Consider the following 25,888-nt stretch of genomic DNA (forward strand, 5'->3'; position numbering starts at 1 on the left):
TGCCTTATGATGTGGATCATCAGTTTTTTGATAGATATTTTTATAATCAGGGTGTTGACGAACGCTATTCACGATACTTTCAAATTTTATTCGTTGTTCTTCCGGTGTAGCACTCCAACCTTCAAACCAACGCTGGTTGAAAGCGGCGATAATCTCATCTAACGGATCTTTATCACCATCGTCATGACCATTACGTGGATTAGGGTTTTGCGGTGCTAAACTGCCTTCTTCATCATCTAATTCGATCTGTACATTAAGTTTGGTGCGTTGCAAACCGTAGGTATTTAAATCCACAGATTCTAATAACTCATCTAAGGATTCGTTTTCTGTATTTTTAACATTGAGTTTAGGAATAAGAAATTTTAAAAACCAAAATAATTGCTCCCAGACAATATTCTCGAACGATAAAATCGCCGCCATCTGTCCATAAATTTTTACAAACTGTTTGGCTTTCACTTTAAAATTTACCTTTTCCTCTTCTGACAAGGATAAATCCTTATTAAAACGAGTAGCGGCTATGTCAATTAAAGGATTAAGGCTTTCGGCATTTTGATTATTGAAAAAGCGAGTATTAAACTCGGTAACTTCCTGCCATTCATAAACACCAACTTCGTCCAGCTGTTCTTTAAGCTCATTAAGCACTTGCACATCTGTAGCCTTTTCTAAAGAAGTGGCGGTATAAAATGGTTCAAAGGCTTGCTTGATATCGTCGGTCGTATTAAAAAAGTCCAATACGAAAAGGTCTTCGGTCTTTTTACCCAATTTGGGTGCACTACGGTTTAACCGTGATAGGGTCTGTACAAACAAGACACCTGCCAATTTCTTATCCACATACATGGCGGTTAATTTCGGCTGGTCAAAGCCTGTCAAATATTTATTGGCAACAACTAATAAGCGGTACTCATCGCTGTCAAAGTGTTCTTTGGTTTTGTCTTCAGCGAATCCATTCATTTCGGCTTCGCTGTAGCTGATACCGTCCACTGTTTTTTCACCGGAAAAAGCAATCAAAACTTTAAATGGAGTACCTTTTTCGCCAAGTAATTTATGGATGGCATGATAGTAGCGAATAGCTGCTTCGATGTTTTGCGTAACAATTATTCCTTTCGCTTTGCCTTGCAACTTTTTGCGGTTTACCACGCTGTCCATAAAATGCTCAAGCATGATTTCAGCTTTGATGTCAATAGTTTGCTGATTACGCTCCACATAAGCACGCAATTTTTTCTGTGCTTTTTTACGGTTAAACAATGGATTATCTTTGATAGACTTGCTGATTTCGTAATAACTTTTGTAAGTGGTGTAATTGGCAAGTACATCAAGAATGAAACCTTCTTCAATCGCCTGTTTCATCGAGTACAAATGAAAAGGTTTAAATGATCCATTTGCCTGCTTTTCACCAAAACGCTCCAAAGTGGTATTTTTAGGCGTGGCAGTAAAGGCAAAATACGAGGCATTATGACGCATTTTGCGTGCCTGCATTACCTGTAAAATTTTATCTTGGATATCTTCTTCAGTTTCCTCCTCAACACCCATCGCACGGTTCATATTATCATGTGCTGTTCCAGATTGTGAGCTATGTGCCTCATCAATAATCACTGCAAACCGCTTATCACTTAAATCCGAGATGCCTTCCACAATAAATGGAAATTTTTGGATGGTTGAAATAATGATTTTTTTACCCGTTTCCAAAGCAGTTCTTAAATCACCAGATGTATTGGCATGGGTAATGATATTTTTGACTTCAGAAAATGCCTTGATGTTATCGTTAATTTGCTTATCCAGAATCCGACGATCTGTCACCACAATTACCGAATCAAACAACGGCATATCCATTGCTTTATTTCCTGCTGCCTGTGCATTAGCAGGATAAGTTTCAATCAGTTGATACGCCAACCAAGTAATGGCATTAGATTTACCCGAACCTGCTGAATGTTGAATCAGATAAGTTTTGCCCACACCACGCCGACTGCAATCCTCAATCAGCCGACGTACCACATCTAATTGATGATATCGTGGAAAATATAATGTTCTATGAGCCAGATTATCGCTACTTTTGCCATCTAAACGGACAAAATGCTGAATAATATTTACCAAACTGTCTTTACTGAAAATCTCTTCCCATAAATAGGCGGTTTTATAACCTTTCGGATTCGGTGGATTACCTTTGCCATGTTGATCACCTTTGTTAAAAGGTAAGAAGAGCGTATTTTTGCCCGGCTAATTTGGTCGTCATATAGGCTTCATCGCTATCGACTGCCATATGCACCAAACAACGGGCAAATTTTAATAAAGGTTGATTGGCATCACGATTCTCTCGGTACTGCTTTTGTCCGTGAAATGCCGCTGTTTGTCCTGTTTTTAGATATTTCAACTCCAGCGTAATCAATGGTATACCGTTAATAAACAGTACCATATCAATCTCTTCTCGAGGATTGGTGCATGAATACTGCACTTGACGCATACAGCTAAAAATATTCTGTGCAAACTGCTCATGTACTTTTGTATCACTGCTGGCAAGTGGAGCAGGATACAGTAGAGAAAAATGCAACTCATCAATACTCAAACCTTTTTTCAGTATATATAAAATGCCGTATTTACTAATGAGTTTATCAAACTGATACTCGATCTTGCCTTGCCAGTCGTTATAACGGCTTTTAATTTTGTTGAGTGTTTCCGCTTGCGTACTTTCTAAAAATTGCCAAAACAATCGTTTATCCAATGCCAAGTTCGCATCAAAATCCTGCGGATAACCGAGAACAAAACCCTGATTCTGACCATAAGCGGCAGCAGGCTCGGCAAGCGTATTGGTAGACGTAGCCTCAATTGTTGTGCCGGTTAATGCCCGTTGGATAGTGCGTTCAAATTCGGTTTCATTGGCTATTGTCGTCATAGTGGAATCTCTTTATTTTTTGGTTAATTTTTTGATGACCTTATCAAAATCCGACTCTATTTTTTGGGTTTTATTGAATTTATCATATTCTTGATGTGCTTTTGCTTCTGCTTGCTGCTGACTGATTTTGCCTAAATCGCCTAAAATTTTATATTCATTAAAGCTCAGGAATTTATCCACGCTTGCAGCAAATTGCATCATAGTAAAAGTGTTTTCCCGCTCAATCAGCCCTTCAATATAGTCAAAATAGCTGCTAATTGTGCGCTCTAACTGTTTGATTTCCTTTTCGCTTAAATAATTTTTTGCCACTGTAGTATCAAATTTCAAAATCCTGCCATTAGGGGCATTTTTCCATGTGTTTAAACCCATATGATCTTTCGTGCTATCTGCCTTATGGTAAACAATTTCCGCAGCCGTACTACCCGTAATAGCAAAATGAAATTTATTTTGCACCATGGCATAAAACTGACGTGTTACTTGTGATTTTGGGTCATAATCGGTACAACATTCAGCAAAAATATCAGTGATTTGCTGATAAATCCGCCGTTCACTGGCACGGATTGAACGTACCCGCTCCAACAATTCACGGAAATAATCTTTACCAAACAGCATCTTTGCTTGCTTTAAGCGGTCATCATCAAGCACAAAACCTTTAATCAGGTATTCTTTTAGGGTTTGGGTCGCCCAAATGCGAAACTGTGTGGCTTTGCTGGAATTGACGCGATAACCGACCGAAATAATGGCATCAAGGTTGTAATATTCCAGTTGGCGATTAACCATTCTATCGCCCTCTTTTTGAACTGTTCGGAAATTCCGAACAGTTGCCTCCCTATCTAACTCACTACTAGTAAAGATATTTTTTAGGTGTTCGCTTATCGTAGACTTACTTACGCCAAACAGCTCAGCGATTTGCTGTTGTGTCGCCCAAACGGTGTCATCATGCAGATAAATTTCTACCTGCACCTGACCATTAGGGGCAGTGTAAAGGATAAAAGATTGCGTTCCTTTATCACTAAGCATCAGGTTATGATCTCCATTTGTCATCGCTGTATCTTTTTTAAAGTTATCCATCGTTGCTGACCTCTATTTGACCTGTTACCGCTGCCTGAATCAACACGGTTTTATATTCTTTAAGTTTGTCAATTTGTTGCTCATAGTGGGCAATGGTTGCATCAATTTCGGCAGATTTTTGCTCTAAATAGTCGGCAATTTGTTGTTGTTCGGCAAGTGGGGGAATAATAAAAGGAATTTCTTTCATTCTAGTTTTAGATAAATCCCATTGTCCAATACGAACCCCATCAGAAGCACTACCAAAAAAGGAAATATATATTTTTGAACGAATTGCCCAATGAAAAAATAATCCATTTATCTCTTTGATAAAATTAAAAATATAATAAGCTGGACTAACAATTCCAGTGTAATCAGAAACACCATAAGAGCCTTGTCAAGCCTTCATTTTATTCATTCCAAATTGTCCCTTTTTAATTAATTTATAACTACTCAAATCATCTGGAATAAAATTATGATTACTCTCTAAATTTTCTATATCTCTTTTAATTACACCTTGCTCACGAGTAATAGACAACAAAGGTAATTTAGGGTGATTTTTTATTGAAATGGGAAATAAACATTGACCAAGTTTCGATACCTCCCAATGCTCCGGAATTTCTCCAATCCAATCAATACCGCTGTCTTTCATCGGTGCATTAGGGTTCAAACCTCGGGTTACTGCCGTCTGAATGGTGATTTGTTTATATTCTTTGAGTTTGTCAATTTGCTGTTGCTTTAAGCCAATCGCTTCATCAATCAAAGCTGTTTTGCTATCCAAAAAATCGGCAATTTGCTGTTGCTCGGCAAGTGGGGGGATAGGTAACAATAAATGTTTAAAATCAACAAAACTTAAATTTTGCCTTAATCCAGAACCATATTTATAAATTGCTTTACAAACATCAAACGCATGTAGTAAAGCATGAAAATATTTGGGATGATAGGGATTATTTACACACAAATTTAAATAAGCACTGGTAATAATTCCATGATTAAAAGAAATACCTGTACGTAAACTTGTTTTGTCATTTTGTAAATCTGTACAGCGGATAATGATATCATCTGGTTCAACAATTTGATAAGTTTCGAAAGATTCTGGAACCAACCCAAATAATTTATCTTCTGGTTTGACTATAATTTTTCCATAACTTAAAGATAAAACCTGAGACACCTTTAAACCGTTATTTGGAACTTTCTTTTCTTTGAAAATAGTAAATCCTTTTCCTGTACTCCAATGTTCAGGAATTTCACCAATCCAATCAATACCGCTGTCTTTATATTTCAGGTAGCGTGGGTAAGTATTTAGTTTATTGTGGTTGATTGTTTCCATAAGACTTACTTCCCCAATATCTCCGCCATTAATCCATCGGCTTTTGCTTCCAATGCCAAAATATCGCTGGCGACTTCTGCAAGACTCCGCAGAGGTTTGTGTTGGTAAAAATATTTGTTAAAGCTGATTTCATAGCCAATTTTCACGCTATCAAGGTTGATCCACGCCTCATCAATGTGGGGTTTGACTTCAGCTAAAAAGTAGCGGTGGATGTTGTCTTTGAGTGGTACGCTTTCGTTATCACGCAGTTCGCTGCTACTTTCATAGGTAAGGTATTCGCCCTGTTTTGCGGTCGGGTAGTAACCAAAATCAGGCAATTCTTTTTCTTCGCAGCCCAAATGGTTTAGTAAAGCGTTAAGTTGGCTATCTGTCAATTTTTCTTTCTTTTTAATGACTTTTTCGGCAGTTTCGTCGTATTCACTCACAGCAGAGAGGATAGCGTTTTTTTCGCTGGCAGAGAGTTTGATTTGTAAAGTTTTGCAGGCGTTGTCCACTTGTTTTTTGAACCGATTGAAGTTCTTAAATTCATCGGTACCGATTTCAGCCATTAAGCGTTGTGCGTGTTGGTGCAGGGTTTGTGATTTTTGCCAAAATTCGAGGTTGCTAAGATTTGCTTTGTCTTTAGCATTTAGGCTAAATCCTTGTTTTTCCAGTTCGGCAAAAAGTGATTTTTCTTGGGTTTTCAGGTAGCCTTGTTGATAGACTTGATCGCCGTGTTCAGCATAAATGGCTTGCATCATCTCACCGAGTTTTTTGTCAAAACGCAACGGGGCTATGGCAGTTTCGCTAAATTGGGCGCGACGGCGGTCGGGGCGTTCAATAGTCACTTTGTAATAGCCAAAGTCTTGGTTGTCAAAAATTTGGCTGGCAATACCGATTGGGTTATGTTCGCTGTCGGTTTGGCGGTCAATGGCGGTAAAGTCAAGATAGGTTTGGGTGATTTCGGCAATATTTTCAGGGGAAAACTCGCAGTTTTTATCCCCTAAGTTTTTACGCAGTTTGCGGTAGAGTAAATTGGCATCAATCAGCTGTACCTTGCCTTGACGGTGCGGTGCTTTGTTGTTAGAAAGAACCCAAATATAGGTGGTGATGCCCGTGTTGTAAAACAGGTTGTTCGGCAGTTGGATAATGGCTTCCAGCCAGTCGTTTTCAATAATATAACGGCGGATGTTGCTCTCACCACCACCTGCATCACCTGTAAATAAAGCAGAACCGTTATGTACAGAAGCAATGCGACTGCCTAAGGCACTATTCTTGGGATCTTTCATCTTGCTAATCATTTCCATCAAGAATAATAATTGCCCATCACTGGTGCGTGGTATGGCAGGTACAGTTTCCATGTTGCCCCAATAGTCGGGGAGGGTAACTTCAAAACGACGGTCAATAATGTCTTTACCGTCTTTGATGTATTTTTCTTCGCTACTCCAGCTTTTGCCATATGGCGGATTGGTAAGCATAAAGTCAAAATGTGTGCCGGCAAATTCATCGCTGGTTAAGGTTGAGCCTACACGGATATTGGCAGGGTCGTTGCCCTTAATCATCATATCGGATTTACAGATGGCATAGGTTTCATCATTGATTTCCTTGCCATACAGATAAAAACTGCGGTTGGCTTGCGGATATTTTTCTTGGATGAATTTTTCCGATTCGGTGAGCATGCCACCACTACCACAGGCAGGGTCATAAATTGTCAGCACCGCCGGCAGTTGTTCTTTAATTGGGTCAAACACCAAATGCGTCATGAGTTCAATTACTTCACGTGGAGTAAAATGCTCGCCCGCTTCTTCGTTGTTTTCTTCATTGAATTTGCGGATAAGCTCTTCAAATACATAGCCCATGCCTAAATTGGTCAAGGCGGGCAACATATTGCCCTCAGGGTCAGATTTTTCTTCCGGGGTGAGATTGATATATGGGGAAACAAATTTTTCTACCACATCCAGCAAAACACCTTTGTTTGCCATATGGCGGATTTGCTCCCGTAGCTTAAAGCAATCAATAATTTCTTTGACATTCATACTAAAGCCGTTGAGATAGGCTTCAAAGTTTGTCAGTAAAATTTGCGAATTATTGGTAGCCGTGTTGTATAGCGATTGCATTGTCCATTTAGACGTGTTGTAAAATACATAGCCACTGGCTTCATACAGTGCGGCATCATCCAATTCTGCCAGTTTCATCTCTTCTGTTTGAAAACGGACTTCTTGCAATACTTTATCTTTGCTATGTTCCAACAAAGCATCTAAGCGTCGCAACACAAACATTGGTAAAATGACATCACGATATTTACCACGAACATACACATCTCGTAGGCAATCATCGGCAATGCTCCAAATAAAAGAAATCAGTTTATTGTGGGCTACATGGTTCATAATAAATTCAAATTCTTTAAGTATTCACAAAAATAATAATTTTACACATTAACTCACTAGGGAAAAAGGAAAAGCATCAAGAAATATTGACACATCAATATTCACAACAAAATTTATCTCAATTTTGAGAGTACCATTTCCTATTATTACCCCTAAGATTGGACAAACTTATCATTTAAGTGAAGCAGCAACGGTACAAGAGAAGTGGTGGAGAAGTGTTAAATAGAGAGTATAGTCAATCTAAGGTATTGATTAATTTATGCAGAATCCTTTTTATCTATTTGAGATAAAAGGGATTTTTTTATTGTTTTAAAAAGATTTTATTTTACTTTTTGTGAAGTATCGCTTCAATAATTTAAAAAAATAAAGTGATATTTATCACAGTTCGAGAAAACTTTAGTTTACTTGTTGTTTTTTACTTTTTATACTGCTTGTTGGTTAATAAATATTAGCTTCCCTCCTATCCAACACAACATGTAAGGATTTCATTATGAGTACTCTTACTTATTTACAAAAAATAGGGCGTGCGTTAATGGTGCCTGTGGCAGCATTACCAGCCGCTGCAATTTTAATGGGGATTGGTTATTGGATTGACCCAGATGGTTGGGGTAGTAACAGTGCTTTAGCTTCATTATTGATTAAGTCAGGTGCAGCAATTATCGATAATATGTCATTGCTTTTTGCTGTGGGTGTTGCCTTTGGATTATCAAAAGATAAACATGGTTCAGCGGCGTTATCTGGTTTAGTGGGCTATCTTGTAGTTACAACATTACTTTCTCCTGGTGCAGTTTCACAATTACAAGGTATTCCAGTTGATCAGGTACCAGCAGCATTCGGTAAAATTAATAACCAATTTATCGGAATTTTAGTTGGTATTATTTCAGCGGAACTTTATAACCGTTTTGCTCAAGTTGAATTACATCAAGCGTTATCTTTCTTTAGTGGTAAACGTTTAGTACCAATTATTGTTTCTTTTGTGATGATTTTGGTGTCATTCATTTTACTTTATGTTTGGCCAGTGATCTTTAATGGACTTGTTAGTTTTGGTGAGTCAATTCAAGGGTTAGGTGCGGTTGGTGCAGGTATTTACGCCTTCTTTAACCGTTTATTAATTCCAGTTGGCTTACACCATGCGCTTAACTCTGTATTCTGGTTTGATGTAGCGGGTATTAATGATATTCCTAACTTCTTAGGTGGAGCGAAATCACTTGCAGAAGGAAAAGCGATTCTTGGTCAAACAGGAATGTATCAAGCTGGTTTCTTCCCTGTGATGATGTTCGGTTTACCAGCAGCGGCTTTAGCGATTTACCATAGTGCTAAACCAGCTAAAAAGGCTATGGTTGGCTCTATCATGTTTGCTGCGGCATTATCATCATTCTTTACAGGCGTAACTGAACCACTTGAATTCTCATTTATGTTTGTTGCACCAGTGCTTTATTTAATCCACGCACTATTAACAGGGATTTCGGTGTTCATTGCAGCAAGCTTACATTGGATTGCAGGATTCGGATTTAGTGCAGGTTTAGTTGACCTTGTACTTTCTTCACGGAACCCATTAGCAACACAATGGTATATGTTAATTGTACAAGGTGTGGTCTTTGCCGGTGTTTACTATGCGTTATTCCGTATTGCGATTAAAGCCTTTAACTTAAAAACTCCTGGTCGAGATGATGAAAAAGATGATGCGACAGTTTCAAAATCTGCAGAACCTCAAGTGAGTGCAGAAGCGAAAAAAGCTCGCGCACAAGGTTTCGTTGCTGCACTTGGTGGTAAGGCAAATATCAAAGAAATTGATGCTTGTATCACACGTTTACGTTTAATTTTAGTAGATCGTTCAAAGATTGATGAAAATAAACTTAAAGCATTAGGCTCAAAAGGTAATATCAAATTGGGAGATAATGCGTTACAAGTAATTCTTGGTCCTGAAGCAGAATTGGTTGCTGATGAGATGAAGAAACTGTAAGAAGATACTAATTGATATAAAACACCTTATTGGTTTGTTAGCCAATAAGGTGTTTTTTATGTTAGATAATAAATTACAGTGCTAAATGTAAGATTTCTTCAGCAGCAGTAATATCAATATTTTGACGTTCACCAAAAGGTTCTGGACGATGTTCTGCTAATTTTTTCAATACAATTGGGAATTGACTGTCATCAATACCATAGCTGATAAGCGTGTTGGTGTTCCCATTTGTTCAAAGAACGCACGTGTTTTTGCAATGGCAATTTTTACGCCTTCAGTTTGGTCATTACCTTGATAATGCCAAACGCGTTGGGCAAATTGAACGAGTTTTTCTTTTTTAGATTCACGTTGATGCCACATAATCGCAGGCACAACAATCGCTAAGGTTTGACCGTGATCAAGCCCGTATTGTGCAGTTAGCTCATGACCAATCGCATGAGATGCCCAGTCTTGTGGTACACCTACACCTAAGATTCCATTCAATGCCATAGTTGCTGCCCACATAATATTCGCTCTGACATCGTAATTTTCAGGCTCTGCTAACGCTTTTGGACCTTCTTCAATTAAAGTAGAAAAGACTGCTTCAGCAAAACGATCTTGTACTTTTGCATTAACAGGATATGTCATATATTGTTCGAAGGTATGCACAAACGCATCCACTACACCATTCGCTGTTTGTCTGGTTGGTAATGAATACGTTGTTGTTGGATCTAATACAGAAAATTGCGGTTTAACATATGGGGAGAAGAAACCAAGTTTATCTTGGGTTTCTTTACGACTGACCACCGCATTACCGTTCATTTCAGAACCAGTTGCAGGTAAAGTAAGGATTGCCCCAATTGGTAATGCTTGAGTAATCACTTGTCCATGACTTTTAACGATTTCCCACTCATCGCCTTGATGATTAATCGCTGCCGCAATAAATTTTGTTCCATCTAAAACAGAACCGCCACCTACTGCAAGTAAAAATGTTACTTTTTCTTGTCTAGCAAGTGTAACGGCTTTCATTAAAGTCGCAAATTGAGGGTTTGGTTCAATTCCTGAAAATTCGACGACTTCAAAATCTTGTAATGCTTGGGTAACTTGTTGATAGACACCATTCTTTTTAATACTTCCACCACCATAGGTCATTAGGATTTTTGCGCCATTGGGAATTTGTTGTTTGATTGCAGCGATTTGACCTTTACCAAATAATACTTTTGTTGGTAAGTGAAGCGTAAAATTGTTCATAAACACTCCTTTTGATTGAATAATTATTTTAGTGCTAGGACATTTTCTCATCTATGTAGGGTTGAAGGTTGTTGGCTTAAAATCACTAAACATTTCAACTTTTTCCTTGCCTTAATAAAAAGCTGTTGTTGTAAGAAAAAACAAAATATCCACACTTTTAGTTTCAAATAAAAATGCTTTCCTAAACAGAGGAAAGCATTTAACAGCAAGGTAAGAAAAATTATTTTCTCACCGCAATTGCTTCAATTTCGATACCGACATCTTTAGGTAAACGAGCGACTTCTACACAAGAGCGTGCAGGAAAGTTTGGATGATTATTTTCTTTAAAGAAACGTTCATATTCTGCATTAACTACGGCAAATTGGTTGAGATCTTTCACAAAAACAGTAGTTTTTACAATATCAGCAACATGTAAACCAGCTTGTTCAACGATTGCTTTAATGTTTTCTAATGATTGACGTGCTTGAGCAACGATATCACTAGGAACTTCTCCTGTTGCTGGATTTACTGGAATTTGTCCAGAAGTTAATACTAAATTGCCTAAATCAACAGCTTGTACATAAGGGCCAATTGCTGCAGGTGCTTTTTCTGTATGAATGATTTTTGTCATTGTAATTCCTTATAAAATTAAAAGTAAGTTATAGCTAATGTAACTGATTAAGCAAGGGTAGCAACCATAACTGCTTTAATGGTATGCATACGATTTTCAGCTTCATCAAAAACAATAGAAGCAGATGATTCAAATACCTCATCGGTGACTTCCAAACCTTTTAGACCATATTTAGCGGCAATCTCTTTACCTACCGTTGTATGTTCATCATGGAAAGACGGTAAACAGTGCATAAATTTCACATTCGGGTTACCAGTTAATTTCATTAATTCTGCGTTTACTTGATACGGTTTCATTAATTCAATCCGTTCTGCCCAAGCACTTTCAGGCTCACCCATAGACACCCAAATATCAGTGTAAATGAAATCGACATCTTTTACGCCAGCCGCAATATCTTCGGTACAGGTAATTTTGGCGCCGGTTTGTTTAGCGATCTCAGCAACTTCATCTAATAGTTTTTGCTCAGGGAAAAACTGTTTTGGTGCAACAAGGCGTAGATCTAGCCCCATCAAAGCGGCACCTTCAACAAAAGAATTTCCCATATTATTACGTGCATCACCTAGATAAGCGAGTTTCATTTGATCCAAGCGTTTACCTTTACCGTGTTCTAACATAGTTAAGAAATCTGCCAAAATTTGTGTTGGATGAAATTCATCAGTAAGCCCATTCCAAACTGGAACACCTGAGTAGGTAGCTAATGTTTCCACTAATTCCTGACCATAACCACGGTATTGAATTGCATCATACATTCTACCTAGTACACGAGCGGTATCTTTCATACTCTCTTTATGGCCAATTTGCGAACCGCTAGGCCCAATATAAGAAACATTAGCGCCTTGATCAAATGCACTAACCTCAAAGGCACAACGAGTACGTGTTGATGTTTTTTCAAAGATTAAAGCAATATTTTTTCCTTCTAAGCGAGGTTGTTCTGTACCAGCATATTTGGCTTTTTTGAGTTCTGCCGCAAGATCAAGCAGAAATTGGATTTCTTGCGGGGTGAAATCTAATAAACGTAAAAAATGACGTTGGCGTAAATTGACTGGCATAAAAACTCCCTAATATTGTGGTTATGATTGCTGTATCTGTTTTAATTGATATAACGCGGCAAGTGCTTGCTTTGGCGTTAAATCGTCAGGATCTAAGCTAGCTAATTTTTGCAAAATAGCTTCGGTTCGTGCATCGGTTTCTGGCTCTGGTGAGAAATCTAATTCTGCTTGTCGATGTGTTTGAGAATACTGGATCGACAGGGTTTCTAATTGTTTTAATTTTTGTTTTGCAAGTTGGATAACAGGACGAGGTACTCCTGCTAATTGTGCAACAGCAAGGCCATAACTTTTGCTTGCTGCTCCCTCTTGCACCGAATGCATAAATGCAATCGTATCACCATGTTCTTTGGCGTCAAGGTGAATATTAATACAACCAGTTAATTGTTCTGGTAATGCGGTTAATTCAAAATAGTGGGTGGCAAAAAGTGTTAATGAACGTAATTGGGTTGCCAACCATTCAGCACAAGCCCAAGCCAAAGATAAACCATCATAAGTGGATGTTCCTCGACCAATTTCATCAATTAACACCAAACTTTTCGGGGTTGCTTGGTGCAGAATATTTGCCATTTCGCTCATCTCAACCATAAAGGTAGAACGTCCAGAAGCTAAGTCATCAGACGCGCCAATTCGAGTAAAAATACGATCAATCGGACCAATAATTGCGCTGTCAGCAGGTACAAAACTACCTATGTATGCCATCAAAGTAATTAAGGCTGTTTGACGCATATAGGTACTTTTCCCTCCCATATTTGGCCCAGTGATAATCAAGAGATGGCGTTGCTGGTTAAGCTGTAATGGATTAGCAATAAAAGGTTGTTGCAGTACAGTTTCTACTACTGGATGACGCCCACCTTGAATATTGATTTCAATATGATCGCTAAATGTTGGTGCAACATAATTTAATGTTTCGGCTCGTTCAGCCAAGTTTGTTAAGACATCTAGTTCTGCCAAAGCTAAACTGGTTAATTGTAGATCTGCTAAATGCGGAAGTAGCAGATCAAATAACTCTTCATACAGTTGTTTTTCCAGTGCAAGCGCTGCTCCTTGGGCTTTTAACACTTTATCTTCGTAGTTTTTTAATTCTGGAATGATAAAACGTTCCGCATTTTTTAAGGTTTGGCGGCGCGTATAATGTGCCGGCGCTTTTTCCGCTTGACCACGACTAATTTGGATATAGTAGCCATGCACAGCGTTAAAACCAATTTTGAGTGAATCAATCCCGGTTGCTTGACGTTCTCTGGCTTCTAGATTTTCTAAAAATTGAGTAGCACCTGTCGCTAAGTCTCGCCATTCATCGAGTTCTGCATTATAACCTGGTGCAATCACGCCTCCATCACGGATAAGTAAAGGAGGAGTTTCAATAATTGCACGTTGAAGTAATTGGTATAGTTCAGCAAAATCTTTTATTTGAGATAGCAATAAATCAAATTGCCCCTGACTTTGCTGGTGTAATAAAGCAAGAATGTTAGGGATTTGTGCTAAACCATGACGTAAACGGGTGAGATCACGTGGTCGAGCCGAACGCAATGCGACTCGAGCGAGAATACGTTCCATATCACCAAGTTGTTGAAGCAGCGGTTTAAGCTCTGTATATACATCAGTTGCTAGCAGTTGTTTTACTGCATTTTGGCGTTTTAACAGTTGCTCACGTTGGCGTAAAGGTTGATGTATCCAACGCTTTAATAAACGGCTTCCCATCGGAGTGCTACAATAATCAAGCACGGCTGCTAAGGTATTTTCTGTACCACCCGCTAAATTTTGCGTTAGCTCTAAATTACGGCGTGAAGCGACATCAATAATAATAAAGTCACTTTCTTGTGCTAAAGAGATAGCATTGATATGAGGTAATGCGGTACGTTGCGTTTCTTTTGCATATTGTAATAAACAGCCTGCAGCACATAATGCAACTAACGCTTTTTCAACACCAAAACCTTTTAAATCTTGAGTACCAAATTGTTTATTTAAGAGTTTAATTGCAGTGACTAACTCAAATTCCCAGTTAGGACGGCGACGTAACCCTTTATATTGCTGCAATAATGGCATAGATGCAAAGTCTTCAGGGTATAAAATTTCAACAGGTTGAATACGTTGCAATTCAGCGGTGATACTGGCTTCATTATGATGCTCACTGATTTGAAAACGCCCTGAGGTCATATCAAGTGTAGCTAAACCAAAAATCTTTTTTTCTTGATACAGACAAGCAATGTGATTGTCTTGACGTTCGGGTAGTAGTGCTTCATCGCTGACTGTGCCCGGAGTAACAATGCGTACAATCTGCCTTTCTACTGGACCTTTTGTGGTGGCTGGATCGCCAATTTGTTCACAAATCGCAACAGATTCGCCTAATTGAACTAATTTTGCCAAATAGCCTTCAACGGCGTGGTAAGGTACACCCGCCATTGGGATTGGTTCACCTGCTGATCTACCACGCTTAGTCAATGAAATATCTAATAATTCGGAAGCACGTTTAGCATCGTTAAAAAAGAGTTCATAAAAATCCCCCATCCGATAAAACAGCAAAATATCAGGATATTCTGCTTTTATTTGTAAATATTGCTGCATCATTGGGGTGTAAGAGGAAAGATCACTATCTAAATTCATCATTATTTATCCTTGCTTGATTGCGACAGATAGTATAAAAGATGACGGCAGAAATCGAAAGGTAAGGAATGTGAGATTAATCGATTTAGCGTGTAATCCGAAGAATTTGGAAGTAGGATCGCATTTTTGATCAGTAGAATTATAAAACACTTGATACTGTATAATTATACAGTATAATAACCAACAATTTATTTCCCTTCAATGATAACAAAGGCGATGAAAATGAAAGATTTTGGAATGAATGAAGAAAAAGAAAAAGCTCTTGCGGCAGCATTAGGACAAATTGAAAAACAATTTGGTAAAGGTTCAATTATGCGTCTTGGTGATACACAAACGCTAGATGTTGAAGCAATTTCCACTGGTTCATTAGGCCTTGATGTGGCATTAGGTATTGGTGGATTACCAATGGGACGTATTGTTGAAATCTTTGGACCAGAATCGTCTGGTAAAACCACACTAACCTTATCGGTGATTGCACAAGCACAGAAACAAGGTAAAACCTGTGCGTTTATTGATGCTGAACACGCATTAGATCCAATTTATGCCTCTAAACTAGGTGTTGATGTGCAGTCGTTATTGGTTTCTCAGCCTGATCATGGGGAACAAGCCTTAGAAATTTGTGATGCATTAGTACGTTCTGGTGCGGTTGATGTCATTATTATTGACTCTGTTGCGGCATTAACGCCAAAAGCAGAAATTGAAGGTGATATGGGTGACTCTCATATGGGGTTACAAGCACGTTTAATGTCACAAGCGTTACGTAAATTAACAGGCCATATTAAATCTGCAAACTGTTTAGTCGTCTTTATTAACCAAATTCGAATGAAAATTGGTGTTATGTTTGGTAACCCAGAAACAACGACAGGGGGGAATGCGTTAAAATTCTATGCTTCTGTTCGTTTAGATATTCGCCGTACAGGTTCTATCACAGATGGTGATGAAGTTATTGGTAGCGAAACTCGTGTTAAAGTGGTGAAAAATAAAGTTGCTGCACCATTTAGACAAGCTGAATTCCAAATTTTATATGGAGAAGGCATTTCGAAAACGGGTGAATTAATTGAACTTGGGGTAAAACATAAATTAGTGAATAAATCAGGCGCTTGGTATTCAATTAATGATGAGAAAATTGGCCAAGGCCGTACTAATGCAATGAAATGGCTTGCGGAACACCCTGAAGTGGCTAATGAGTTAGAACGTAAATTACGTGAAGAATTACTGTCTAATCCAGATCAACTGTTAGTGGCAGATGAAGCAGATAAACAAGACGATGATGCACTGGATTTCAGTGAATAATTTGTTCTTGTTGATAAAGGATCAGAATAAGTCATTTTTAATATTTGTTAATATAAAGAAATCAGCTTCCTATCTAATTGATCTCTATGTTTGATCTTCCAGATAGGAAGCAACTCTCACCAAAGTAACCTCTTATCTTAATTTTTAGTTGTTATGAATACTAATCTCGCGCTTGCTTATGTGCTTAAATTATTGGCTATTCGTGATTACAGTGAATATGAATTACGTTGTAAGTTACAGGCTAAAGCTTTTTCAGAACAAGAAATTGAAGATGTCATTGAAAAATGTCAAGCCAATAATTGGCAAAATGATTTTCGCTTTTGTGAACATTTTTTACTTTCTAGAGTACAAAGAGGTTATGGATTACAGCGGATTAAACAGGAAATGCAACAAAAAGGGATCCAAAATGAGGTTTTTCAGCACGTATTAGCTCAAAGTGAAATTGATTGGTTTGCCTTAGCAGAACAAGTATTAAGTAAGAAATTTCCTGATTATGCAGAGATCCAAGATTTAAAAATAAAACAAAAAATGTGGCGATATCTCTATTCTCGTGGTTTTAATCAAGAAGAAATATCCTCTTTATTTAAGGGGTATGATTAGAAATCATATATCATTTGTGGCTTAGAGCTTAGAATAGCGAGCAAAAATAATTACTATAAAATATCTAATTTTCTTCAAATACAATGAATTCCATTTTTATCAGTTAATAAGATTTAATTATTGTAATCAGAAATCTTACTTGTGATTCCATTCCACGAAAATAGATTGTGGAGTAGAATATCCAACTTCTTGACCTTGCGAAAAAAGGAAAATTATGAATTTTATCGGTAAATTAATAGGTGTTATTGTCGGATTCAAATTTGGTGGTTTTTTCGGTGCTATTTTTGGTTGCTTTTTGGGCCATTTAGCAGATAAAAAATTATATGAGTTAGGTAATGTAGGCTCTTCTCTATTTGGGAAAAAGGTTTCTCGTCAATCACTATTTATGCAAACAACGTTTGCGGTGATGGGACATTTAAGTAAAGCAAAAGGGCGGGTTACAACAGAAGACATTCAGTTAGCGACGGCGATTATGGATCGTATGCAACTTAGCCATGAACAGCGTCAAATTGCTCAAGATGCTTTTAATCGTGGTAAAGCAGCCAATTTCCCAATTCGTCAAGCCATTCGTGAATTTAGAGTAGGGTGTGGACAACGCAGAGATTTATTGCGTATGTTCTTGGAAATTCAAATTCAAGTGGCATTAAGTGATGAAGAACTCCATCCAAATGAGAAAGAAATTTTATTTATTGTGGCGGAAGAACTTGGCTATTCTTCTATCCAATTCGAGCAGATGTTAGCAATGATTTATGCAGCTCGCCAATTCTCTCAAGGTGGTGGTTTTTACTATCAATATCAACAATACCAACAACAAGGCTATCAACAACACTCTGGTGGCTATCAAGGCACAAGACAAAGCTCTTCTGGACCAACTTTAGAAGATGCTTATCGTGTATTGGGTGTATCAGCAAATGATGAACGTGAAGTCGTAAAGCGTGCTTATCGTAAGTTAATGAATGAACACCACCCAGATAAATTAGTAGCTAAAGGGTTGCCAGAAGAAATGATGGAAATGGCAAAAGAAAAAGCCCAACAAATTCAAGCTGCGTATGATTTGATCTGTAAAGTGAAAGGCTGGAAAAAATAATGAAATTGTCATCCACCTCACCAATAATTTTAGCAATCTTTATCGCTGGATTAATGATTTGGTCATTTATTGAACCTTATTCGCAAGATGTCTGGATCGCAGAAATGGTACCTGTTATTGCGGTATTTATGCTGTTGATTATTACTTATCCTAAATTCCAATTTAGCGTATTTGCGTATATTTTGATGAGTGGTTGGCTAATTCTGCATACCATTGGTGCACACTACACCTTTGAGCATGTACCTTTTGCATGGGGAAGTGAATTATTATCAGGATGGTTAGGTGAAGGGCGTAACCATTTTGATCGTGTAGCGCATTATATCATTGGTTTTTATAGCTTCCCGATTGCCGAATTATTAATTAGAAAATGCAGGGCGAATGTAGTGACCGCAGGGTTATTTGGCTTATTTTCTATTATGAGTATTGCTGCGGCATATGAAATTATTGAATGGCAATATGCGGTACGAGAAGGTGGTGAAGCAGGGATTGCTTTCTTAGGATCACAAGGTGATATTTGGGATGCACAAAAAGATATGTTGGCAGATACACTAGGCGCAATTACTGCATTGATTTTATTTTATTGTTATCGACCGGATAAAAGATGCGCATAATTCTTGCTCCAATGCAGGGCGTATTAGATCCTTTTATGCGCCAATTATTAACTGCTTTTAATAGTTATGATCTCTGTGTTTCAGAGTTTGTACGTGTGGTTAATCAATGCTTACCGAAGAAAGTCTATTATCGGCTTTGTCCTGAATTACAACAACAAGGTTATACAGATAGCGGCACGCCAGTTAGAGTACAACTATTAGGACAATTTCCTGAATGGCTTGCAGAAAATGCTAATTTAGCTATTTCATTGGGATCACATGGCATTGATTTAAATTGTGGATGTCCATCTAAAACCGTAAATGGTAGTTGTGGTGGAGCAAGTTTATTAAAACAGCCAGAGCTGATCTATCAAGCAACCAAAGCGATTCGAGCTGCGATTGGTTCAGAACAGATATTAAGTGTTAAAGTGAGATTAGGTTGGGAAGAGAAAACTTTTGCATTAGATATTGCTGATGCCGTACAGCAAGGTGGAGCAAATGAAATTTCCGTGCATGGTCGAACAAAAATGGATGGTTATCGCGCTGATCGAATTGATTGGGAAAAAATTGGTGAGATTCGCCGTTTTTTGTCGATCCCAGTGATTGCTAATGGTGAGATATTTAGTTGGCAAGATGCACAAACGTGTTTAGCGGTAACAGGGTGTGAAGATTTAATGGTTGCGCGTGGTGCATTACAGATCCCAAATTTAAGCGAAGTGATTAAACATCAAGCAGAGCCTGTGGCTTGGCATCATATATTGAAGCTATTGCATCATTATAGTCAGGTGGAAAATCAGTGGGATAGCGGATTTTATCATGTTGCAAGAATTAAGCAGTGGCTAAGATTCTTACTTAAATCATATCAAGAGGCAGACCTCTTATTTGAGAAGATAAAAGGTTGTTCAACTAGTGAAGAATTGCAATGGATGTTGAGTAGAGAGAATGAAATATAACTGGATTTTATTTGATGCAGATGAAACACTTTTTTCTTTTGATTCATTTGCTGGATTAAGACAATTATTTGCACAGTATAATGTTGATTTTACCCAAGAAGATTTTAATCAATATCAACAACTTAATAAGCCTCTTTGGGTTGCGTATCAGGATGGTAAAATTGATGCTAAAACATTACAAGAGAGTCGTTTTTCTGCTTGGGGCAAGCGATTATCAGTTGATCCTGCGGAACTCAATCATGGCTTTTTATTGTCTATGGCGGAAGTTTGCCGACCATTAGATGGCGTTGTGGATTTATTACAACAGCTAAAAGATCAGGCTAAATTGGCGATTATTACTAACGGTTTTACCGCAATGCAGCAATTACGTCTGAAAAAAACAGGATTAAATGATTATTTTGAGTTTGTTGTTGTTTCTGAAGAAATCGGGGTTTCTAAACCTAATCCACAATTTTTCCAACACGCTTTAGAGCTAGCCAATCCTCAAGATACGAAGCAAGTATTAGTGGTAGGAGATACTTTAGAATCTGATATTTTAGGTGGCAATAATGCGGGGTTAGATACGTGTTGGCTTGATCATGGGCGTGAGAATTTAACTGAGATTAAACCAACATACCAGATCCCACGTATTGCAGATTTATTACCTGTGATTGTTGAAAATTCGTAAACTTATCTTTACGCTGTCTTTATTTCTGTACAGGCTCAAGGTATGATAGCGCCAGTATAGAAAATTGTGAGGAGGTAAGAGATGCGTTTTGCAATTTCTTGTATTGATCGAATTGGTGTCGCAAAAGAAGTTTTAGATTTATTAGCAAAAGAGCATATCAATCTTGGGGGGATTGAGTTAAAAAAAATAGATCAAAATGGGGTGATTTATCTAAAGATTGAGAAAATAGAACAATTCCAAGTGAATTATTTAATAGATAAATTACAAGATATTGATGGAGTCAGTACAGTTTCATGCTTAGATTATCTGCCTTATGAGCGTAAAGCGATTGAGTTAAATGCATTATTTGAAGCCCTACCGCATCCAATTTTATCAATTAATTTAAATGGCAAGATTGACTTTGCTAACCAACCTGCTCGAAAGTTATTGTTACCCTATTTGCAAGAGAAGAAGCCTAAGGCAAAGACATTACAAGATTATTTATTAGTTGATGCACTCCCATTTTTACAACAGGCAGATTGGTATCAAACTTTTTTACGACAAGCTAAACAGCACCCTTCCCCAGTTTCACTCTCACAAAATATTCAATTAGATGATCAGCATTGGCGTCTTGATTTATTACCACTTAAGTTTAAAGAAGGTGAGCAAAGCGTTATTGGTAGTGTTGTCACCTTGCAATCTTTTGAAATGTTGCGTATCGATCCACAACAATTTAATGCGTATCACAGTAATACTTTTGATGAAGTAGTGACGAAAAGTCGTAAGATGGCGGAATTGGTGGAATTAGCGAAAAAATTTGCATTTTCTGATGCACCATTATTAATTCAAGGCGAAACAGGTACCGGGAAAGAGTTTATTGCGAAAGCGTGTCACTATTTTAGTAATCGCCGCGATGAAAAGTTTATCGCGGTGAATTGTGCAGGATTACCGCCCGAGGATACAGAAGCGGAAATGTTTGGTTATCATTCTGCTGAACGAAAAAGTATTGGCTTTTTTGAATATGCAAATCAGGGTACCGTGTTATTGGATAATATTGCAGAACTTTCACTACCAATGCAGGCGAAATTGTTACGTTTTTTACATGATGGAACGTTTCGGCGGGTAGGGGAAGAACAGGAGCATTATGTCAATGTGAGAGTCATCTGCACAACCCAAGAACCATTGTCAACGTATGTTGAACAAGGTGTGTTGCGAGAAGATCTTTATCACCGCTTAAATGTTTTAACTCTGAACATACCACCATTGCGGGAACGTAAAGAGGATATTCCGGATTTAGTGGCGTTATTTGTCAAACAAATTGCAGCTCAATTAGGCATACCTTTGCCGCACTATTCAGATGAGTTTATTGCGTTCTTACAGAAGTATAGCTGGGGTGGAAATGTACGAGAATTATATAATGCTTTATACCGAGCTTGTTCTTTAGTGGAGAATGGAAAGTTGACACCAGCAGGATTGCATTTACAAGATAGAGTGATTAGTCATTTTAATTTGGAGCAGTTTGATGGGGCAACATTAGATGAGATGTTGGGCAGTTTTGAAGCAGCGATTTTGCAAAAATTTTATGCAGAATATCCGAGTACGAGAAAATTAGCACAGCATTTAGGTATTTCTCATACCGCTGTTGCCAATAAGCTACGCCAGTATGGAATCACTAAGTAGTCTAAATTAGCTATAACAGTATGATGACAAAATATGCTAGAATAGACGGTCAAATTTTTTGTATAGTTTTCTGGGTAGCTGGCATTAACCCATAATTAGCGGAGGAATAAATGACGGTAGCAGCGAATAGACGTTCAATAATGACCCTTTTTTCAGATAAAAATGATATTTATAGCCATCAGGTCAAAATAGTTTTAGCCGAAAAAGGCGTAGCCTATGAAACTGAAAATATCGAAGCAGGCGAAATTTCTGAAGATTTATTAGAACTCAATCCAACCGGCAGTTTACCAACTTTAGTTGATCGTGGATTAGTCCTTTTTAATTCGCGTATTATTATGGAATACCTTGATGAGCGTTTTCCTCATCCACCATTGATGCCAGCTTATCCTGTAGCAAGAGCACAATGTCGTTTATTAATGCAACGTATTGAAAATGACTGGTATCCACTCTTTGCGAAAGCGAAAGATGAAAATCACCCTGAATGTGCTGCAGCACGTAAGCAACTTAAAGAAGAGTTACTTGCCGTTGCACCAGTCTTTTCACAATATACCTATTTTATGAGTGATGAATTTAGTTTAGTCGATTGTTATTTAGCACCGCTATTCTGGCAATTACAATTATTAGGCATTGAATTTACTGGCGCAGGAAGTAAAGCGTTGAAAGGCTATATGAATAAGGTCTTTTCTCGTGATAGCTTTGCCAAATCACTAGGAAATAGTGCAGCACTTAATATTATGGATGATAAATAAGGATTGATTATGGCGATAACAACACAAACTCCAAAACGCCCCTATTTATTACGCGCTTATTTTGATTGGTTGGTTGATAATGATTTAACTCCTTATCTGGTTGTGGATGCAAATTATCCAGAAGTCGAAGTGCCAGTTGAATATGTACGTGATGGGCAAATTGTGTTGAACTTATCACCAAATGCGGTAGGAAACTTATCATTAGGGAATGAAAAAATTCTGTTTAGTGCAAGATTTCAAGGTGTGATTCGCCACATTGTGATTCCATTAGGTGCTGCTATGGCAATCTATGCGCGGGAAAATGGCGATGGAGTTATGTTTGAGCCAGAGGATGCCTACGATATTGAGCGGCTGGATACTGAACAACCTATCGGTTTTCAAGATGTGGTAGATACCCCTAAAAAAGCCAAAAGTGAGCAAGAAAAAGCGAAAAATCCAGCAAAGAAAACACCTCACCTACGAATTCTAGATTAATTGTAAATGATGCCGTATTTAATGACGGCATTTTTTATTTTCTCGATCCTCCTCACAATCTCACTATCAAATAATTAATTTAAAGTGAATTTCTGATTATTTTCTCTTGGTCTATAAGGAGAAAATATTATGCAGCGATATTATGCAGGGCTAACGGTAATAGAAGTGCTGACGGTGATGTCGATTATTGCACTATTGAGTTTATTTGCGGTGCCAAGTTGGCAATATCTGCATACACAACTTAGATTTCATCTTGAACAATGGAGTTTACAACAGTTTTTATTGCAGGTACAACAACGTGTTAATAACTCTGATTCTAATTGGGGTTTATATGCCAGTGTTTCGAATGATCGGCAAAAATGGTGTTTAATTGCACAAATTGCTAAAGAAAAAAGTGCGGATCTTTGTGATTGTTTGCGTCTATCGAGTTGTTCCCAAGATACAAAGTTAGTCTATTTCCCACAATCAACAGCAAAAATTAGATTAATTACTAAGCAGTATTATCCACAGGCAATCACCTTTTTTAACCATACTCGACACACGATGCGTAATGCTTGTTTCCTATTGCAATCAGATCATAAACAGCTTGTATTTAAGTATAGTGGAGTAGGTGGAGTGAAAATTGATGAGCAGAGTTCAACCAGTGCCTGTTTGCAATATCAATCGTAAAACACCAATGTTTTTACTGGGGACAACATTACCCGAGCTATTAATTGGATTAGCGATAACAAGTCTTTTGATTATCTTATTTTCACATTGGGTAGTTTATCTTTATCGTTACTCTGAGCAACAGCAGCAACGATTGCAGTTACAACAAACTGTACATCAAGCATTACAGCTAATGAGTAAGGATATTCGGCGAACAGGATATCATGCTCCATTATCGCAAAATAATCTCTCTTTATTCCAATATCAAAAACGTAGTTTAACGTTAAATTTACCTAAGCAGGACAGCTATCAATGTGTGATGTTTTTTTATGATATAAATCGAGATGGTTGCATAGGGACTTCGCAAAATCAGGGTTGTGTAGCAAATGGTATAAATCAAACTAAGGATGTACAAAAAGAGCTGTTCGGTTATCGGATTAATGCAAAACAATTAGAAATGTTATTTATGTTTGAAGACACAATACCTCAACATTGTAGTGCAATAAGTTGTCAGCAACATTTAAATAATCCAAGTTGTTATAGTCGAGGATGGACAAAAGTTTTAGATGAACAGCGTTATATAGTACAAGATCTTGCTATTCGCTGGTTAGAGAAGCAGCGAGGTTTAAGTATAGGGCTTACTGTCAGTTTACGGGAACAGCCTAAGATAACCTATCAAGCAACAACATTGATTCCGTTACTTAATGAGGTAAAGGAATGAGAACTGCAGAATCAGGGAATATTAGCTTATTTACCTTATTGTTATTGACAAGTCTGAGTTTATTGTTGTTGTGGTTAATACAAGATAGTTTACTGTTTTCCCAACGGGGAGTGATAGTGAGAAATCACTATTTAGATTTACAAGGGCGTTTATGGCAACAGTATCGCCAACAACGAGAAAGTTTATGCCAAGGCGAGCCACCCAGTGGGAAAAAATTTACCGAAACTTTGCATGTTGCTGATAGGCATTTAGTATTGAATCATTATATCGATTGTGAAAAAAACTCTCTGTTCTTACAAACACCAACACAGGCAGAAAATTCTCCAAGAGGACAATATCTGAATCCTAAGTATGAATTTCCTGCTCATCAAGTTTATGCAGAACCTATTTATACTATGAAGCGTATGCCTAAACTCTGGATAATCGATCAACCAATGACCTGGTATTTAACGGGAAATCTTTATGGTGTAGTAATTAGTAATGCGCCTTTAACCATTACGGGGGCTGGTAAGATTATTGGTACAGTGATTAGTGATCAACCGATTATAATGGGAGAACAGATTACGATAGATTTTGATGCCAATATTGTACAAAAGATAGTAGAACAATTTTCCTACTGGGAAATTGCCGAGGGTGGTTGGCATGATTTCTAATTTCGTAAGAGGACACACATTGTTAAGCGTGTTAGTTGCTTTAAGTGTGCTATCAACAATATTACTGTTAGGGCAAACTTGGCTTAATCAACAACAGCAGCAAAATGCCCAATTATGGCAAGTCACTCAAGCCTTACAGATCGCAGAGAATCAACAAACATTGCGTCTATTAGAACAATCTTGTGAATCACAAATAGTGCAAAATGGAGTTCATTTTTTAATTCGTTGTGAGGCAGATTTTATTACTGTGCAATATCCTTTAGGTGAAATACGTGTTCGAGGTTAGTACTATAGTTTTTGGCAGAGATCAGTATAATGAAGCGTCAATTTATCGAGAGGGAAAAGGGTTATGTCAGAAACATTTAAAGAAATTGATGCAAATGAAGCATGGCAATTAATGCAACAGCGATCAGCTGCTTTAGTGGATGTACGTGATATCCAGCGTTTTGCTTATAGCCATCCAATACAAGCTTTTCATTTGACCAATCAAAGTTATGGTGAATTTTGTCAGCGTTATGATTTTGATCAGCCTATTGTGGTGATCTGTTATCACGGTAATAGTAGTCGTAATGTTGCTCAGTTTTTAGTCGAGCAAGGATTTGACGAAGTGTATAGCATACGAGGTGGTTTTGATGCTTGGGTAAAAGCAGATCTCCCCGTTGAGTCAGGATTAATAGAATAAAGAATCCAATAAAAAGCACTATTTCAATG

General features: G+C 37.8%; 22 protein-coding genes and 2 pseudogenes. 15 read left to right on the forward strand and 9 right to left on the reverse strand.

The window, feature by feature from the left end; translation table 11 throughout:
* From PF272_RS06900 to PF272_RS06920, 5 genes and pseudogenes are all read right to left on the reverse strand, one after another.
* Positions 1 to 2,887: pseudogene (locus PF272_RS06900) on the reverse strand (type I restriction endonuclease subunit R); the annotation flags it as partial.
* 12 nt (positions 2,888 to 2,899) lie between these two features.
* Complete coding sequence (gene rhuM, locus PF272_RS06905; RefSeq protein ID WP_271142179.1) at positions 2,900 to 3,958, reverse strand: RhuM family protein; 1,059 nt, start codon at positions 3,956 to 3,958, stop codon at positions 2,900 to 2,902.
* Positions 3,951 to 4,298: a restriction endonuclease subunit S gene (locus PF272_RS06910; RefSeq protein WP_333781492.1), complete on the reverse strand. Its 348-nt coding sequence runs from the start codon at positions 4,296 to 4,298 to the stop codon at positions 3,951 to 3,953. The genes rhuM and PF272_RS06910 overlap by 8 nt, the downstream gene beginning before the upstream one ends.
* Positions 4,299 to 4,331: 33 nt before the next feature.
* Entirely contained in the window at positions 4,332 to 5,264 is a 933-nt protein-coding gene (locus PF272_RS06915; protein ID WP_271142180.1) for a restriction endonuclease subunit S, read from the reverse strand.
* Positions 5,265 to 5,269: 5 nt separating this feature from the next.
* Positions 5,270 to 7,630: an N-6 DNA methylase gene (locus tag PF272_RS06920; protein WP_271142181.1), complete on the reverse strand. Its 2,361-nt coding sequence runs from the start codon at positions 7,628 to 7,630 to the stop codon at positions 5,270 to 5,272.
* A gap of 490 nt (positions 7,631 to 8,120) precedes the next feature.
* Here PF272_RS06920 and nagE point away from each other — a divergent pair, with 490 nt between their 5' ends.
* Entirely contained in the window at positions 8,121 to 9,593 is a 1,473-nt protein-coding gene (gene nagE, locus PF272_RS06925; protein WP_271142182.1) for an N-acetylglucosamine-specific PTS transporter subunit IIBC, read from the forward strand.
* Between the two features lie 73 nt (positions 9,594 to 9,666).
* Here the strand turns inward: nagE and PF272_RS06930 are convergent.
* The 4 genes and pseudogenes from PF272_RS06930 to mutS all read right to left on the reverse strand — a co-directional run bounded on the left by PF272_RS06930 (position 9,667) and on the right by mutS (position 15,083).
* A pseudogene (locus PF272_RS06930) lies at positions 9,667 to 10,823 on the reverse strand (iron-containing alcohol dehydrogenase).
* 220 nt (positions 10,824 to 11,043) lie between these two features.
* A complete protein-coding gene (locus tag PF272_RS06935; RefSeq protein WP_271142184.1) occupies positions 11,044 to 11,433 on the reverse strand; it encodes a RidA family protein in 390 nt (129 codons plus the stop codon).
* 47 nt (positions 11,434 to 11,480) lie between these two features.
* Positions 11,481 to 12,482, reverse strand: coding sequence for an ornithine carbamoyltransferase (gene argF / locus PF272_RS06940; RefSeq protein WP_271142185.1), 1,002 nt, complete (start codon positions 12,480 to 12,482; stop codon positions 11,481 to 11,483).
* Positions 12,483 to 12,503: 21 nt separating this feature from the next.
* Positions 12,504 to 15,083, reverse strand: coding sequence for a DNA mismatch repair protein MutS (mutS, locus tag PF272_RS06945; RefSeq protein WP_413789433.1), 2,580 nt, complete (start codon positions 15,081 to 15,083; stop codon positions 12,504 to 12,506).
* Positions 15,084 to 15,320: 237 nt separating this feature from the next.
* Here mutS and recA point away from each other — a divergent pair, with 237 nt between their 5' ends.
* From recA to glpE, 14 genes are all read left to right on the forward strand, one after another.
* Positions 15,321 to 16,376, forward strand: coding sequence for a recombinase RecA (recA, locus tag PF272_RS06950; RefSeq protein ID WP_065233865.1), 1,056 nt, complete (start codon positions 15,321 to 15,323; stop codon positions 16,374 to 16,376).
* A gap of 153 nt (positions 16,377 to 16,529) precedes the next feature.
* Positions 16,530 to 16,976: a recombination regulator RecX gene (recX, locus tag PF272_RS06955; protein WP_065237587.1), complete on the forward strand. Its 447-nt coding sequence runs from the start codon at positions 16,530 to 16,532 to the stop codon at positions 16,974 to 16,976.
* A 214-nt stretch (positions 16,977 to 17,190) separates the two neighbouring features.
* Positions 17,191 to 18,063: a co-chaperone DjlA gene (gene djlA, locus PF272_RS06960; protein WP_271142187.1), complete on the forward strand. Its 873-nt coding sequence runs from the start codon at positions 17,191 to 17,193 to the stop codon at positions 18,061 to 18,063.
* Entirely contained in the window at positions 18,063 to 18,674 is a 612-nt protein-coding gene (locus PF272_RS06965) for a DUF2238 domain-containing protein (RefSeq protein ID WP_271142188.1), read from the forward strand. The genes djlA and PF272_RS06965 overlap by 1 nt, the downstream gene beginning before the upstream one ends.
* Entirely contained in the window at positions 18,665 to 19,606 is a 942-nt protein-coding gene (dusC, locus tag PF272_RS06970; protein ID WP_271142189.1) for a tRNA dihydrouridine(16) synthase DusC, read from the forward strand. Before PF272_RS06965 ends, dusC begins: the two co-directional genes overlap by 10 nt.
* The gene (gene yjjG, locus PF272_RS06975; protein WP_271142190.1) at positions 19,596 to 20,273 is read left to right on the forward strand and encodes a pyrimidine 5'-nucleotidase; all 678 of its coding nucleotides are present in this window, start codon (positions 19,596 to 19,598) and stop codon (positions 20,271 to 20,273) included. Before dusC ends, yjjG begins: the two co-directional genes overlap by 11 nt.
* Positions 20,274 to 20,960: 687 nt before the next feature.
* Positions 20,961 to 21,932, forward strand: coding sequence for a sigma 54-interacting transcriptional regulator (locus PF272_RS06980; RefSeq protein ID WP_197494376.1), 972 nt, complete (start codon positions 20,961 to 20,963; stop codon positions 21,930 to 21,932).
* A 110-nt stretch (positions 21,933 to 22,042) separates the two neighbouring features.
* The gene (sspA, locus tag PF272_RS06985; protein ID WP_271142191.1) at positions 22,043 to 22,681 is read left to right on the forward strand and encodes a stringent starvation protein SspA; all 639 of its coding nucleotides are present in this window, start codon (positions 22,043 to 22,045) and stop codon (positions 22,679 to 22,681) included.
* A gap of 9 nt (positions 22,682 to 22,690) precedes the next feature.
* Complete coding sequence (locus tag PF272_RS06990; protein WP_271142192.1) at positions 22,691 to 23,155, forward strand: ClpXP protease specificity-enhancing factor; 465 nt, start codon at positions 22,691 to 22,693, stop codon at positions 23,153 to 23,155.
* 129 nt (positions 23,156 to 23,284) lie between these two features.
* The gene (locus tag PF272_RS06995) at positions 23,285 to 23,824 is read left to right on the forward strand and encodes a pilus assembly FimT family protein (protein WP_271142193.1); all 540 of its coding nucleotides are present in this window, start codon (positions 23,285 to 23,287) and stop codon (positions 23,822 to 23,824) included.
* Positions 23,781 to 24,524, forward strand: a complete 744-nt coding sequence (locus PF272_RS07000; protein WP_271142194.1) for a Type II secretory pathway, component PulJ — start codon at positions 23,781 to 23,783, stop codon at positions 24,522 to 24,524. The genes PF272_RS06995 and PF272_RS07000 overlap by 44 nt, the downstream gene beginning before the upstream one ends.
* Entirely contained in the window at positions 24,521 to 25,177 is a 657-nt protein-coding gene (locus PF272_RS07005; protein WP_271142195.1) for a DUF2572 family protein, read from the forward strand. The genes PF272_RS07000 and PF272_RS07005 overlap by 4 nt, the downstream gene beginning before the upstream one ends.
* Positions 25,167 to 25,463 (forward strand): DUF5374 domain-containing protein, encoded by a 297-nt coding sequence (locus PF272_RS07010; RefSeq protein ID WP_271142196.1) that lies wholly within the window; start codon positions 25,167 to 25,169, stop codon positions 25,461 to 25,463. Before PF272_RS07005 ends, PF272_RS07010 begins: the two co-directional genes overlap by 11 nt.
* Before the next feature lie 63 nt (positions 25,464 to 25,526).
* Positions 25,527 to 25,859, forward strand: a complete 333-nt coding sequence (gene glpE / locus PF272_RS07015; protein WP_065238683.1) for a thiosulfate sulfurtransferase GlpE — start codon at positions 25,527 to 25,529, stop codon at positions 25,857 to 25,859.
* The last annotated feature ends 29 nt before the right edge of the window (positions 25,860 to 25,888 follow it).

It is taken from the genome of Gallibacterium faecale, from assembly GCF_027920745.1.
Taxonomy (GTDB): domain Bacteria; phylum Pseudomonadota; class Gammaproteobacteria; order Enterobacterales; family Pasteurellaceae; genus Gallibacterium; species Gallibacterium faecale.